At 47.0% G+C, this 14,037-nt stretch carries 8 protein-coding genes; 6 read left to right on the plus strand and 2 right to left on the minus strand.

Annotated features, from left to right (window positions below):
• Positions 1–167 precede the first annotated feature (167 nt).
• Complete coding sequence (locus MKY75_RS10700; RefSeq protein WP_340885214.1) at positions 168–2,924, plus strand: PHB depolymerase family esterase; 2,757 nt, start codon at positions 168–170, stop codon at positions 2,922–2,924.
• A gap of 145 nt (positions 2,925–3,069) precedes the next feature.
• On the opposite strand, the gene MKY75_RS10705 is transcribed toward MKY75_RS10700, so the two are convergent.
• Together MKY75_RS10705 and MKY75_RS10710 are read right to left on the minus strand one after the other, a co-directional pair.
• Positions 3,070–3,987, minus strand: coding sequence for a hypothetical protein (locus tag MKY75_RS10705; RefSeq protein WP_340885217.1), 918 nt, complete (start codon positions 3,985–3,987; stop codon positions 3,070–3,072).
• A complete protein-coding gene (locus tag MKY75_RS10710) occupies positions 3,980–4,132 on the minus strand; it encodes a hypothetical protein (protein WP_165147246.1) in 153 nt (50 codons plus the stop codon). Before MKY75_RS10710 ends, MKY75_RS10705 begins: the two co-directional genes overlap by 8 nt.
• 300 nt (positions 4,133–4,432) lie before the next feature.
• Between MKY75_RS10710 and MKY75_RS10715 the strand changes: the two genes are divergently transcribed.
• The 5 genes from MKY75_RS10715 to MKY75_RS10735 are packed head-to-tail and all read left to right on the plus strand — an operon-like array spanning position 4,433 to position 14,027.
• Positions 4,433–6,235 carry a vWA domain-containing protein gene (locus MKY75_RS10715; protein WP_029519145.1) on the plus strand — a complete coding sequence of 601 codons (1,803 nt, stop codon included), beginning with the start codon at positions 4,433–4,435 and terminating at the stop codon, positions 6,233–6,235.
• Between the two features lie 24 nt (positions 6,236–6,259).
• Positions 6,260–9,649, plus strand: a complete 3,390-nt coding sequence (locus tag MKY75_RS10720; RefSeq protein ID WP_322252067.1) for a tubulin-like doman-containing protein — start codon at positions 6,260–6,262, stop codon at positions 9,647–9,649.
• A gap of 3 nt (positions 9,650–9,652) precedes the next feature.
• The gene (locus MKY75_RS10725; protein ID WP_340885219.1) at positions 9,653–12,019 is read left to right on the plus strand and encodes a transcription initiation factor TFIID; all 2,367 of its coding nucleotides are present in this window, start codon (positions 9,653–9,655) and stop codon (positions 12,017–12,019) included.
• Positions 12,020–12,065: 46 nt separating this feature from the next.
• Positions 12,066–13,355 carry a vWA domain-containing protein gene (locus MKY75_RS10730; RefSeq protein ID WP_340885222.1) on the plus strand — a complete coding sequence of 430 codons (1,290 nt, stop codon included), beginning with the start codon at positions 12,066–12,068 and terminating at the stop codon, positions 13,353–13,355.
• 18 nt (positions 13,356–13,373) lie between these two features.
• Positions 13,374–14,027: a beta-mannanase gene (locus MKY75_RS10735; RefSeq protein ID WP_069010195.1), complete on the plus strand. Its 654-nt coding sequence runs from the start codon at positions 13,374–13,376 to the stop codon at positions 14,025–14,027.
• Positions 14,028–14,037 lie beyond the last annotated feature (10 nt).

Raw genomic sequence — 14,037 nt, forward strand, 5'->3', positions numbered from 1 at the left:
GGCAGAAGCTGCCTCTTTTTTTGTTGTGAGAATAGCTTCTTTTTTGAAAAGCACAGAGGAGTACGTAGAGGTAATAACGAATAGTTTTATATAGTTCAATTGAATGTTAAACGGAATATAACCGCGACTACGTCTCTGAGGAAACAAAAACCTGGAGGGGGAATGTTATGAGGTTCACACATCTGGAAAAAGCAACTACTGTGCTGTCGGATCATCCGGTACGTCTGGCGTCTGCTTATGCAGTCGGTCCAGTCGAGCTTCCGGAAAATTGCGGTGTGGGGAGGGAATGGTCAAGTTATTTTGCCCATGAGGATTGGAATTTGGAAAAGGCTTGTGGTGAAGAAGGAGTAGAGCTTTCAGCCGGAGGAAAAGCAGCGTGCCGATTATTGACCGAGCTGGACCCTCGGACTGCGGAACTGAATCTAGGTGTTTTTCCGCCTTTGGCCGAACAAGAAAGGCTTTTGCTGGTTTCAAATCTTCGTTGTATGGCTGCACAGGAAGTGATTTTCAGACCCTTTGAAGGAACGGGACAAATATGGATAGATGGCACACTGGTATATGCGGAATCCGGTCCTTTTCGCTTGTATCTGGAGGAAGGCGATCACACGGTAGTTATCATTGCTGCGTTTATTCCCGAGGAGGCCCGCTCTATTCGTATCAGTGGAAATCAGGTATGCGACGAATCAGATGTGACAGAACTGCATCGAGAATTTGTAGAGCGTAATATACGTTTTCATATGGCATGGCTAGAGGTTGAAGAAAGTGCTGGCAGGGAGGGCGAAGACAGCCCGATCTTATTTTATTTACTGCGTAAGGATCGGATAGATCTTCCCTTAGATCAAACGTTATGGGTCGAGGTAACGGATGATGAGGGCATGAAGCTGGATTGCTTTCCAGCACATTGGGAGCAGGAGCAAAGCTATGACTGGGATGAGGAAAAGGCCAGGAATACGGGAATGCTGCACTTCACTGTTACATATCAGGATCATGAGGCTGTGGAGCATCATTTTGTGTATTCGGTACTTGTGCGGCCTTTGTCAGTCGTCGTGGAGGGCTTGCAGAAAGAGTATGACCGATACATTCAAGCCCGCGCTATAGATATTCTTCATTCTGCGCAGAAAATACAAATAGAGGGCCTGCTTGAAGAATTAAAAAGGTTAACGGATTTGCCGGAAGATCCTTTTGAAATCTGGGATTACCGGATTGTGCGTGAATATATCAAGCTATTAAAACAGATCTTCACAAATGGACATACCGAGCAGTCACATTGCCCATCCTTACTTCAAGAAGAACACATCTTTTTGTGTAATGACGGAATTGGGGAAGGATTTTTTGTCTCCCGTTTGGACAATAGTTTGCAACGCTATACCATTCAGCTTCCTAGAAGCTATTCGGCTGACCGACAGTATCCTCTGATCGTTCTGATGCCAGGCAAGCGATATGAGCTGGGTTTGCCGGATTTTCAGAATCGAGGTTTTGGGCGAGGCTGGGAAGAGGAAGCTATATTCGTTACTTTTTCGTGCCGTGGTGTAACGTTGGGCAGTTATATTGGAGAAGCTGCTTTTTTGGAGGGGCTGGATGTCATACTGCAAGCGTATCGAGTGGACGAAGATCGGGTCTATTTGACGGGTTATTCGAACGGAGCATACGCTGCTTGGGCGATGGCACAGGCTTATCCTTCTCGTTTTGCGGCTATTGCGGTTATCTCTGGAGCGCCACATCCTAAGCATCTGATAAATTTGTTGAATATGCCAATATTGAATGTATGCGGAGATCAGGATTACTTATTTGCACAAGCATTTACAGCCCCTGTGACAGCGCTTCCATCTGATCATTTTAAAGGTGTCGTAGAACGTCATTCTAATCACTGGGACACGCATGAGCTGAGACTTCTGGACGGTGTACTGGGCTGGCTTATGCAATGGAAAAGAGATGTCGTACCTCAGCGTATTGCCTACCGGACGGAACGGGGCAGACATAACCGGGCTTACTGGCTGGAACTGACGCGAATGGATGTAAATGAGGAATATGCCGAGTTGTACGGTGAAATGAGTGCCACAGGTGAGGTGGATATCGAGGCAGTTCACGCCGAAGAATTTATCATTCATCTTTCTCAAGAGGTCATGCCCTTGGAGTTGGCTCAAGTTCGTATCGGAGCCCGTATTTTCGTGTTGGATTTGCGGGAATACAGTCGCTTTCGCTTTGTTAAGACACAGTCACATAAACGTCCCTCCCCTGAATACCGTTTGATTGCTGAACGGGAGGAAGAAAGCAGTGGATGCTTTACAAAAGAATCGGATGCCAAAAAGAAAATTGTGGATTCGAAAAGCGTGGGAAGAAACGTTTTGAGCCATGGTATGGGTGTGCTTGACGTTTATATGGATCGTCTTCACATTGTCCTTCCGTCCAGCTACGCTACACCGGAGGAAGAGCAGGCGGTGAGACGGACGGCGAACGCCTTGGCTAGCCCACGAACAGCGACTTGGAATCCGTATATCGGTGTTCATTATCCGGTGGTGTCTTCCACTGATATTACGGAGGAAGCACTGGCTGATAGCAACGTGATTTGTGTCACTTCGGGCTTGTCCAGACATGAGCTGCTTCACAAGCATCAAGCCGATCTGCAAATTACATGTACGGAGGAAGGTTATACATTGGGCGGCGATTTTACGGCAGGCGAGTATTGTCTGTCATATATTCAACCTAGTCCATGGTCTGCAACTCAGCAAATGCTTGTCGTAGCGACCAATTCTCCCCGTATGCTGGGTAAAAACCTATTTATGCGCAGACTGATTATGCCCGGATACTTTAATGGTCTACACCCGTATTTGAATAAAGAGATTATTGTGTATGATAGCCAGGGAGTGCGTGCTTTTAACTTTACTTCCATTAGACATACGCAGCAAAAACTGCAAGGCCAATAGCCAATAAAAAAGTAACAATGTTATAATAATCCATAATTTAAAAAACCGTCTGGAGGCACATTGGCGATCCTGACGGTTTTTTGCTGGTTCATTGCAGTGATTTGTGATCGGGATGACGTCATATAAAGAAGGGCATTATGGCAGCTTAGCTTTTATATTGCTCCATCAGGTACATAATCTTTACTTCATCGGCCAAATCTCCAAAGGGTTCTAACGGATTCTCTTGAATGATATGATATAAACGCTGGACTCGTTCCTTTGGCAGTTTGCGTACATATCTGGAAATGAAAGCAGAATGGGTGACTACGTAGCGCTTTTTACGGACAGCTGCACTGGCTACGCGGACGAGAATATCTTCGCCCCCTGCTAATTCCAGAATACGGCGCTCATAAAAGATTACGTATCGGAATGTCCGGTCCTTGATCAGCTCACGATTGAGTCTGGCAATCTCTCCGATATATCTGACCATAAGCGGCTCAAAGCTCTTGATCAGGAGAGGATCGAGCGTTAATTCCATGTCTTTGCGGAGAACAAAAGATTGCAGCAGAGCGACCTGCTGGAGCCTTATCCGATCATTGTGAAGGAGTACAGCCATCTCACGTAGCATTTCATAGGAGACACGCTCACTAAGCTGCCGCAGGGCAACTGCGTTTTTATGATTAACGTTTAGTCCTTCCTGGATCTGCCCTATACGGCCTCTGAACAGACGTATAAGCTGCCTACGCTGTTCATAAGGATAAATACCCTGCTGTAGAAGCACCAAGGGCAGCAGAAGAAGCGCACCGACGATACCGCACAGAAGCATTTGTTGCGGCGAGTGGCCGAAAAAGACAGTAGCAGCCAGCAATATGACACTAACGGCAAGGTCTTTACGAAAATAACGTTTGGCTCTGAGTCTGGCATATTGCTCTACAGGGACTAGTGTATCCCGACCACATGATGTGCACTCTTCTTCCCAAAGGGCGGTAAATTGTCCACAACGCTTACAGACTCTTAGCTTTTGGAAGGCGTACTCTGTGCGGGTAAATGGGCGAAATTGTACAGCTTGTTTGGAACTATTCATTGTGCTCACTTCTCCGGTTCAGCAGCGCTAGAAGCTCGGTGTCGATTTGTGTAATCGACGGGGCGCGTTTTTTATGTATATAGTAAATTAGTGATTTGATGGCGACAAAAAGAAACATAATCGCCAGACATCCGTATGAGATCATAGTGTATTTCCTCTTTCTACTTGGATTTTTACTTCAATATTTTACATGGGCGGGTTTCGCTATTGTTATTTTTGTCGTATAAAGGAGAAGGCTGGTGCCCGATTGCCCTTGTTGGGGTATAATTATATCATTACTGCAGGATATTGGTAAAATCTCGCGGTATAACAGGCTTTTGGGTTGGATTCAGACCATTCGGGCAGTATTTTCAGCTGGCGCTCATGTAAAACTCATTATAATTTAATAGTAGGGGAGTACAACTGTAATTTAGAATGAGAATTAACCGGCAAAGGGGTACAAGCGATGTTTAGTAGAGACAGAAAATGGTTTTTGGTCATCGGAATCATATGTACAATGATCATGACCTCGATTTTGGCATGGCAGCCACAGATGGCGAATGCCGCTTCACCCTCTGCTTCTAAGGTGGATGCGGTGCTGGTCGTCGATGTAAGTAATTCAATGAACACCAGTGATCCTGGGAAAATTGGCAATGAAGCTATGAAAATGTTCATTGATATGCTGTCGACGCAAAATGACAAGGTCGGGATTGTAGCGTATACGGATGTCGTACAGCGTGAGAAAGCCTTGCTTAATATTACATCCGAAGCGGATAAGCAGGAACTGAAGACGTTTATTGACGGACTGAACCGGGGGGCGTATACTGACACCTCCGTGGGTGTCAAGGAAGCAATCCGCATTTTGCAAGATGGTAAAACAGCTGGACATGCGCCTATGATCGTCATGCTGGCCGACGGTAACAACGATTTTAATAAGACGACAGGTAGAACCGAAAGCCAATCCGATCAGGATATGGCACAGGCTGTAGCCGAGGCTAAAAATAGCGGCGTTCCGATCTACACCATCGGCTTGAATGCAGATGGGAAGCTGAATAAAAACAAGCTCGCCGACATAGCGCAGCAAACGGGCGGCAAGTCCTTTATTACAAGCTCAGCGGATGACCTGCCGAACATTCTGAGTGAAATTTTCGCCAGCAATTTGAAGTTGAAAGTGGTGCCTTTGCAGTCCATTACGGCAAACGGCGACTATCAGGACGTAACGGTAACCGTACCGAACGATAGTGTGCTGGAGGCTAACATTTCGATCATGTCCTCGAAACCGGTGGATGCGAGACTGATAGACCCGTCGGGCAACAGCAAGCCGATTCCTTCGAGCGATGTGCTGCTGTCCAAGTCCAAAAGCTACTCACTGATTAAACTGCTCAAGCCTGCGGCTGGTGACTGGAAGCTCCAAGTCAAGGGAGTCCAGCAGGATCAGATTGATATTAATCTGGTATTTAACTATGATCTGGAGCTGAAAATGGACGCACCGCCCGCCAAATCATACAAAAAAGGCGATGCAGTTCAAATTCGTTCTTACCTGACGAGCAATAGCCAGCATCTTCAGGATCAGGAATTGTATGCGAATATGAATGCTGTTCTGAAGGTCAAGGATCTGGATTCCGGTACAACGAATGAGGTGCCGTTAACCAACGCAGGGGATTCTTTTACCGGTTCCTATACGATTCCAGATGAGCATGACTACGAACTAACCGTTAGAGCAGAGGAGAAGAGCTTCTACCGTGAAACACAGCCTGTAACCATTAGTGCTAAAGCAGGGGCGACGAGCGGTACAAATACGGGCACGACTCAGCCAACAACACCTGCTGAAAAGTCCAAGCTAATGCCACTCATTCTTTTAGGGCTGGGACTGCTCGTTCTGCTGGTTGCCGCATATTTCATCTGGAAGGCTATGAAAAAGGCCAACCGTGGTTTTGTCGGTCAAATCGTACTGGAAATCCGGGATGAGAACACTGGCGAAAAAACGTATCCGCAGTACAAGAAGCTGAACACCTTCCGGGGCAAATTTAATCTGCACCAGTTGCTGCAACTGGCACCGGAATTTGCTGGAACCGACAAGGTTGTGTTCACACCAGCCAATCAGGATCGTATCATTGTGCGCAGTACCTCCGAGATTACGATTGAAAAATCCGGGCGGGCTGTAGACACAGGCAACGGTCTTGAACTCAAAAACGGTGATCGTCTGACCATCCCGTTAGCCAGTGTGGACAAAACCATTTTGCTGGAATTTATTTCAGTAAACAGCTAAACGAACCCTTAGGAGGTCATATCTATGAAACCAGTAGTTAGAGAGCATATCCAACAATTAGACGTATCACTCGGCGGGGGGATCGTAAGCGATAAGATCAGAGTGGATACTATTGATAATCCTATTTTAATTATCGGACTCGGAGGTACGGGAATTGATGCCCTTCTCCGCTTGAAATATCAAATTAACCGCAGATTCAAGCTTCCAGCAGATCCGATCTCCAAGAAAAAGAGCGATAAACCGGACAATGTGGAATTTCTCGCTTTTGAAACGAATGAACAAGACCGCAACAAAAAATACAAGGGGATTGGTTTGGACCCCATCAATGAGTTTGTATTGCTGTCCAATGCGGAAATCGGCGGATTGCTGCAAAACCGTAGCATTCTAGAGCCGTACATTACCGATTGGCTGTCTCCAGAGCTGAGCATTACCGATGGTATGAACGGGGCGGCAGGGGTACGTCAGGCAGGACGATTACTGCTGTTCACCAAAATTAATCAGGTCGTTCAAAGCATTGACAAAAAAATCAAAACCTTGTCTGAGGGCACCAATAAGAAGCTTATGGTGTTCCTGCTGTCTGGTTTGTCCGGCGGTACAGGAAGCGGTACTTTCCTCGATATCTCATATATCGTCCGAGGAATTATTGAGCGCGATTATGGCTCTGCAGGTGTAGACCGTGTAAATACATTAGGGTATCTGTTTACACCGGATATCAATTTGGCGAACAAAAGCCTGAGTGAGCATACACGTGAATATATTAAAAAGAACGGCTATGCTGCACTGAAAGAGCTGGACTACTGGATGAATGTAGACAGCCGTGGTGAACGCTTTAAGCAGCAGTACGGAAATATTTTGACCGTGAACTCGCCGCTTCCGCCGTTTAATCTGTGCCATCTCATTTCGGCCACGAATACGGAAGGCAAGCTGTTGGAAAATGCTTATGATTACTGCATGAATGTCACCGCCGAAAACATCACCAACTTTATGGCGAGTGAGGAAAAACAATCCGGCGAAGAATTTGCCATTCATGACTATATCAGCAATATCCGTACCAACATCGCACAAATGAATAAGGCGTATCCAGCAAACTACGATTACAATATTATCGGGGCTTCCTCGGCGGTGCTGCCAATGGAGGAAATGACGACGTATCTGGCTTATCGAATGTTTGGCAAAATGTCCAAAATGTTCGAGCAATCGCCAAATCAAGAGGATGTAGAGAAGTTTGCCCGCAAGCTGGGCGTGGATCTGGATAGCATGATCAAAAACTTTGAATCCCGTGTACCTGAGCCGCTTCCGGGCTTTGAAAACAGTGAACGGTTAAGTTATAGCAATGTCGTTAAAATGCAAGTTGTCAATATGGACACCGAGCTGGAGCAAACGTTCCTGACGCGTGCTCGCGAAGAGTATATCAAAGCGAAGAAGCAGCTTCCTGGTGAAATTACAGGACAGTTTACGGATCAAATTCGCCGTATGTTTCTGCATCCTGAGCAAGGACCGTTTTATGTATCCCGCATGATTTATACTGAAAAAGGATTTAGCTTGCTGAAAATGCTGCTTTCATATGTGGAGACGTTGCGTGAATCACTGCACCGTATTCCAACGGACATTGAATGGGCGCGTGAGCAGGCGAACGAAAAGTTGGGCGATGCCAAGAGCGCGTTTGTATCCAAGGATAAAAAGAAAAATGCGTACATTGAAGCGAAAATTAATGAATATTGGCTGCGTGCTGATGTGGAACGTACAGAGCAGCTCATTGAATTTTATGAAGACCTGTATGACCTGTTGAATAAGGAAAATAGCCGCATTTATAATGTATTTACTGAAATTTTGAACGCATTGAGCGCAATATTCGAGAAGAATGGTGATCTGCTGATTAACGGCGAGGAACAGTCCGATCACAAAGGTAACAAAACGTACTATTGGAATCTGGTAAGTGTACCGGATATTTCTGAAGTTGTGACCAAGCTGCTGGATAACCGCAACGGTGACGATTTGATTCGTGATTTTGCCCAAGAATTGCTCGAAAATTCAGATCAATGGGTGAAGGATCAGGATATGGACATCATCAGCTCAATCTCCAATTTCTTGACTGATAAGTTCGGTGATCTCATTACCCGTTCCATGGAGGATTTCCTCGTCATGAAATACGGGCAAGATGAAGCCATTGAAAAATTTGTGGAGCGCTACATTGCGAGCAAACTGGATGAGGAAGCTGTACCTGTGTTCCATCTGAGCAATAGCTCTGGCAACTTGTACTTCCCGTCTTGGGGATTCGTTTCGGTACCTGTACAGTCGCCTAATATCCTAAAAGGCGTTCGCAATTATCAAAATAATGCAATTGGAAAATCACACTTTACTATTAAAGAAAGTGAAGTTCGTAACCGGATTTTCTGGCTCAATACGCGTAATGGTGTTCCTCTGTTTGTATATACGCCGCTCAAAGTGTATGAAGAAAGCTATGAAAAAACGATTCTTGACCGCGAAGGTATTGGCCGCCATCTGGTGCAAACAGGCCAGAACAACTGGACTAATCTGCCGTCGCCGATTCCTGAAAAGTCATGGGGCGAAACTTACGTCAATTCGCGTGTGCAAGCATATAATGCACGCATTCGTAATGATTTTGACCGTGCCAAGTCACTTGGTGTGATTCGAGAAAAGGATGTCGATCAGAATACGAGCAGCCGCTTCACTGTAATCCGTTCACATGCGCTAGATCTGAATGCGATGCTGGCAGGCTACGATATGCGCTTGCATGAATCCAAGCCGAATTTGGGTGAGGTGAAAAGAGCATGGTCTGAGTTGAAACGTCTGCTGGCTGAAGGGCTGGAGCAGGCCGGAAGCAAGGACATCTTTGGCAGCATCAATGAAGAGATGGCGAAGGAAAACCTGATCCGTTCACCAGAGTTAACACAGGTGGTTCGTGAAGAACTGGTGAAATATACACAAATTGAAGCGAAAGCCGCTGAACTGGAAGCTTTGCTGGGTAAATATCAGGATGAAGAAAAATGGCTTGATCAGTTCATTCAGGCTCTCTATACGGACACGATTACGAAAAAAGGCGCTTTGTATGTCTATGATCGTGACGAAGAGGAAGAGGCTTGGGAGCCGTTTGCCAACGTCATGAAGAGTCGCAATTATGTGGAGTTTGAAGTGTTTACAAACTTCCGTGGTTTGGAAGAAAAGAAATTTGCAGCTCTAATGCGCAAGGCGGATCGCCGTGATGCTGTATTGACTTCATCTGAGGATATTACACCATTGCTGGCAAAGCTGGATGAACTGGCTGCGACTTATACAGAGGCCCGTAATCAATTGGAATATGAAAAGGTGGAGCTGGCTAACGGAGCGGAACTTTATGCATTCTATGCTCAAATGGCTGGAAAATTAAACGACATCCGCAGAAAGTTGAAGTAAAGTATGAGAGAGCAGCTGTTACGTTATGCGGCTGACTATGCAGCCGCAGAGGACCAATTAATCGGAAGCGGGGATGGACGCAGCAGCATCCATTTCCCGTCCGTGTTTCTTTTTATCGGTGATCGCATGAATCCGGTGATGAACACCATTGCAGATATCAACCGGACCAAGTGGGATAACAGCACGGGAGTAACGTATATTCAGATCCGCTCGCAGGAGGAACATGCGGCTGTAGATCGTTCGGTGGATGCTATTATTCATACGATAGCGGTACCGGAGGAAAGTGGCCACCAAACGATACGCCGTGACTTACACCAAGCTTTTTATACACATGAATCGCAGCTAATTGAGCTTAACACCGCGTTGCGCCGGGCTAGTGGACATCTGGCAGATTACGGTCGGTTGTATTCTTCGTTCGAGCGTGTCCATTTGTCGATTTTGACGACAGCGGATGACCCCATGAACGTATTAATCCCTGAAGTTACATTGTTGGCGGAGTATATTTTTGCACAGTCTTTTAAATCGGTACAAATGGATCTGTATGTGTTGGTGAATGAAAGCGATCAGACTGCCCAATTTGGCTACAGTAGTGCAACGTCCGTTGCTTTCATGAGAGAGCTGGACTATATCCAGAGTCCGGAGTATACGTTTACGGCACCGCTTCATATGACCGAGGACAAATTGAGCATTCCGGTATCCCATGCTCCATCGCCGTTGTTCGATCTCGTCTATGTGCTGTCCGACAAGAACGAACGCGGCGTAACGGTGCCAAATAGTCTGCGAGAAAGCTGTGACATCATTTGCCACATTCAGCTTCTTAAAAACCGTTATCAGGCAGGAGATTCCTATCGGTCACAGGATGGGGGATACAACAATACATCGTTTAAAAACAACATCATGACGGAATCCGGGCGGCAGGGTTATGTGTCGGCTGGATTTTCCCGAGTCAACCGCCCTAACCAGTCAATCGCACTTACGGTGCTGTATCACTTTTATGTGAAGCTGTTAGAGCGTATGAGAACAGAGCAGGAGTGGGACATACGCGATAAGCTGAATTATTTTGGTTTAGATGCTGCTGAGCGCGGTCGCACGCGAAATGATCTAGTTCCTGGTAATGAAGCGATCACGGACATGAGTGCACTGATGACCAGCGGAGCCAGCTACGGCTCGTTGAAGCGAATGACATTACGTGAGGCGGAGGAAGCCTTGTTTGGTCAGGGCTGCGAAGCCTTTTTCCGTGATAATTGTGAACGGATTGTGCACAAACGGTTGGGAGATTTTCAGGCGGAATCAGGTCTGCAGTTGGCTGTGAATGCAGCTGCCAAGGAATATCCTGAAATCGGATTTTTCGAGCTGACAGACTGGACGGATGAAAATAAAACAGGGAATGTGCTTACGGCTGTTCGGGGGCTGATTCGGGATACGTCCAATGACTTGCAGATTAGTGCCGCTGAACTGGATACCCTGTATAACGGGCGGGTGGAGGACCAGCCTTTTCAACGACTACCACTCATGGATAAGCATAATGTGCGCAGCTTGATCCGTTACCTGACCGAGACAGTTTACGGGCACAAGCTGCACATGCTGCGGATTCAAGCGGATTTGGAGTTACTTCGCCGCTATGAACTGGCACTAGAGAAATGGCATGCACAAGCGAAGCATATTACAGTACAGCTTGCCAGCCTGGAGCGTGAACTGCATCAAGCTGCAACGGACAGTATTCGGCAGGCCGACAGTTACACAGGTCAAAACCTGTTCGAGTATTACGAGCGTGTGACAGAGGATGTCATGCGTGAGCTGGAAAGCAAGCGGGGAAAATCTATATTCTTTGATACCCGGCATATGGGGCCTGTATCCGGATTGCTGGACGGGGGTCTGTCCGCATTGGTGGATCGACTTACGCAGACCTGTCGTACCTTGATTCTCAGTTCACAGCCGTTTAATCAGACCTTCGAAGAAGAATTATTGCGGCGTGCGAATGTAGCTGCTGCATATGAAAATCGGCTGGTCGTTCCGAAGGATGAGCTGTTTAGAAAACTGTATCAAACGTTAGAGGAACATGGCGGAATTAACGTACGTTTGCTCGACTATACCCATGAGCATCGGTATGAAGAAAAGTACTTCTTTGGTGACTACGAAGGCGAATTTCTTCCTTATGCGATGGATGTGGACATTACTTCGCGTATTTACAAACTGGGTTTTGTGCATGAGCGTCGCAGTAGCGGGGTGGAAAAACTGCATTTGATGGGCGGCTTCCATCTGGAGGATCTGATGGTTTACCGCAACGGAAAAACGTATTATGAGACATATACTGCGAATGGTTTCGTGTTTCACGGAATCGACGTGGACCGGTTGCCGGAATTGCGGTAGCCACATATTCATCCTACTTTATTGATGGAAGGAAGCAACGATTCTTATGAAGCAGCGTAAATTTAACGTTCTCCTATTACTGTTCGGCTTGCTGGGCGCTGTAGTAGGCTTCATCTTGGGAGAGCTTATTCTTCACAAATTGATAGGGCACTGGCCGCATATCGTCGTGATCGGGCTGTATTTTGGCATCATGGCCCTGTGCATTGGCCTAGGCTGTCTGATTGGCGAACTGATTTCGCCACAGTTAAATGGACATTCATGGCGGCAGCGCTACTCCGGGTTATCCTGGAAGTTACTGGTGCCTGCTACGTTGGTGATGTTGTTCGTGGCAGGTCTGCTATTGGAGTTGGGCTATCAGGTTAACCCTGAAGGGCGCAAGAGCGTACAGGACCTCGTACTTGTGATTGATAATTCCGGAAGTATGCAACAAACAGATCCTGATAATGAACGCCTAACGGCTGCCAAGAGTCTGATTGCCCAAATGGATGGAGACAAGCGGGTAGCCATTGTTTCATTTGAATCTGCTGCGCAGTTGGTTCAGCCATTTACTCCCATTGGCACAGATGCAGAGAAGCAAGCGGTATATTCTAAAATCGATAGTATGCAAACTATAATGTCAGGCGGTACAGAGATCGGGCTTGCTTTGGACGAGACGATCAAGGAGATTGAAACCCAAGGCAATGCGGAAAAAGGTTCTCTCGTTATTATGCTCTCTGATGGCTTTAGCGAGTTGGATACCCAGACAGCATTGGCTCCTTATATCGCGCGCCAGATTCCGGTCAATACAATTGGGCTGAAACTGGCAGAGTCGGATGGTATAGCCTTATTGCAAAATATTGCTAACCTGACAGGTGGAACTTATTCTAATGTAGCCAATGCCCAAGGACTTACTCAGGCGTTCGGTAAAATATATAACAAAATCGGTGATCGCACACTAGTAACGGAGCGGACAGGTGAATATGCCGACAGTCTGTATTTTGCCATTTATCGTGTAACGGCTCTGGTCATTATCGGCGCTCTATTGGGATTAGCTCTTGGGCTGATGTTCGATAACCGTTTTCTTGCACGGAACTTCGCCATTGGTGGAGTCCCGGCAGGCTTGCTCGCTGGCTTTATTTTGGAAAAAGGATTATCTGGATCGCCTATAGGAGACTTGATGATTCGTTTGTTGGCAGCGCTCGTACTGGCAGCCCTTATTGCTATCTTTTCGCTTGTTCTGCCGATTGCGGAAAATACTCGCCGATCTTCCGGTGGAGGAAGTCAGGGTGAGTCGTCAGGACGCCGGAGAGGGGCAGCGGAAGCCCCGACGCTCAATCGACGCAGCAGTGGATTTTAGAACGGGAGGCTGGAACTTATGCAGTATAGGGAAGCACAGCCCGGTGATCCTATTATTTCGGAGCTGAGCCACAAAATTGATGACAACCGGGTTGTGTTACGCTGGCAGTGGCCTGAGGGCGCAGCCGTGGTATATATTGCGAAACAATCAGCCGATGCAGGTGTGAATGGGCAAAATAAAGGTGAAGTTTTACCGCCTTTTTCAAGCCTAAAACTTTTTACACGCGAGGAGTATAAGGCTGCTGGCAGCTATCGTGACCGAATTGAAGGCATTGGACGCGTGCGGTATACCGTGTATCCGGCTGTTCGGGAGGATGGAGACACTTACGTGATCCGTCAGCAAGACGGAGCCAACCAACTGGAGTTGAGCACCGGAAGGGCTAAAATCAGATATGCGGTTCACCATAAAAAAGGCTGGTTTCGCAGCCGCAAAACCGTCCAAATTCAGGTGACAGCCGAAGTTCCTGTCCCGCAGGAGGCGCTTTGCTACGTGAAGAAGCGTGGGGGCTATCCCGCAGATCGGGACGATGGAACCTTGTATCCGTTCACAGCACCTTTTGTTGCGGGACGGAATGTTTTACCCGCTGTTGAAGTGGGGGGAGATGAATATGTGCGGCTGTTTTTTACGGACGGCCAGAAATATGGCACGGTATATGAATTAGTTCCTGAATGAAAGGAGGCCG

It is taken from the genome of Paenibacillus sp. FSL L8-0663 (assembly GCF_038008125.1).
Taxonomy (GTDB): domain Bacteria; phylum Bacillota; class Bacilli; order Paenibacillales; family Paenibacillaceae; genus Paenibacillus; species Paenibacillus polymyxa_D.

What these genes read in the sequence shown, in the direction of transcription:
- MKY75_RS10730 (WP_340885222.1), top strand. Translation starts at nt 12,066, where the DNA reads ATGAAGCAGCGTAAATTTAACGTTCTCCTATTACTGTTCGGCTTGCTG.
- MKY75_RS10715 (WP_029519145.1), top strand. Translation starts at nt 4,433, where the DNA reads ATGTTTAGTAGAGACAGAAAATGGTTTTTGGTCATCGGAATCATATGT.
- MKY75_RS10700 (WP_340885214.1), top strand. Translation starts at nt 168, where the DNA reads ATGAGGTTCACACATCTGGAAAAAGCAACTACTGTGCTGTCGGATCAT.
- MKY75_RS10720 (WP_322252067.1), top strand. Translation starts at nt 6,260, where the DNA reads ATGAAACCAGTAGTTAGAGAGCATATCCAACAATTAGACGTATCACTC.
- MKY75_RS10705 (WP_340885217.1), bottom strand. Translation starts at nt 3,987, where the DNA reads ATGAATAGTTCCAAACAAGCTGTACAATTTCGCCCATTTACCCGCACA.
- MKY75_RS10735 (WP_069010195.1), top strand. Translation starts at nt 13,374, where the DNA reads ATGCAGTATAGGGAAGCACAGCCCGGTGATCCTATTATTTCGGAGCTG.
- MKY75_RS10725 (WP_340885219.1), top strand. Translation starts at nt 9,653, where the DNA reads ATGAGAGAGCAGCTGTTACGTTATGCGGCTGACTATGCAGCCGCAGAG.
- MKY75_RS10710 (WP_165147246.1), bottom strand. Translation starts at nt 4,132, where the DNA reads ATGATCTCATACGGATGTCTGGCGATTATGTTTCTTTTTGTCGCCATC.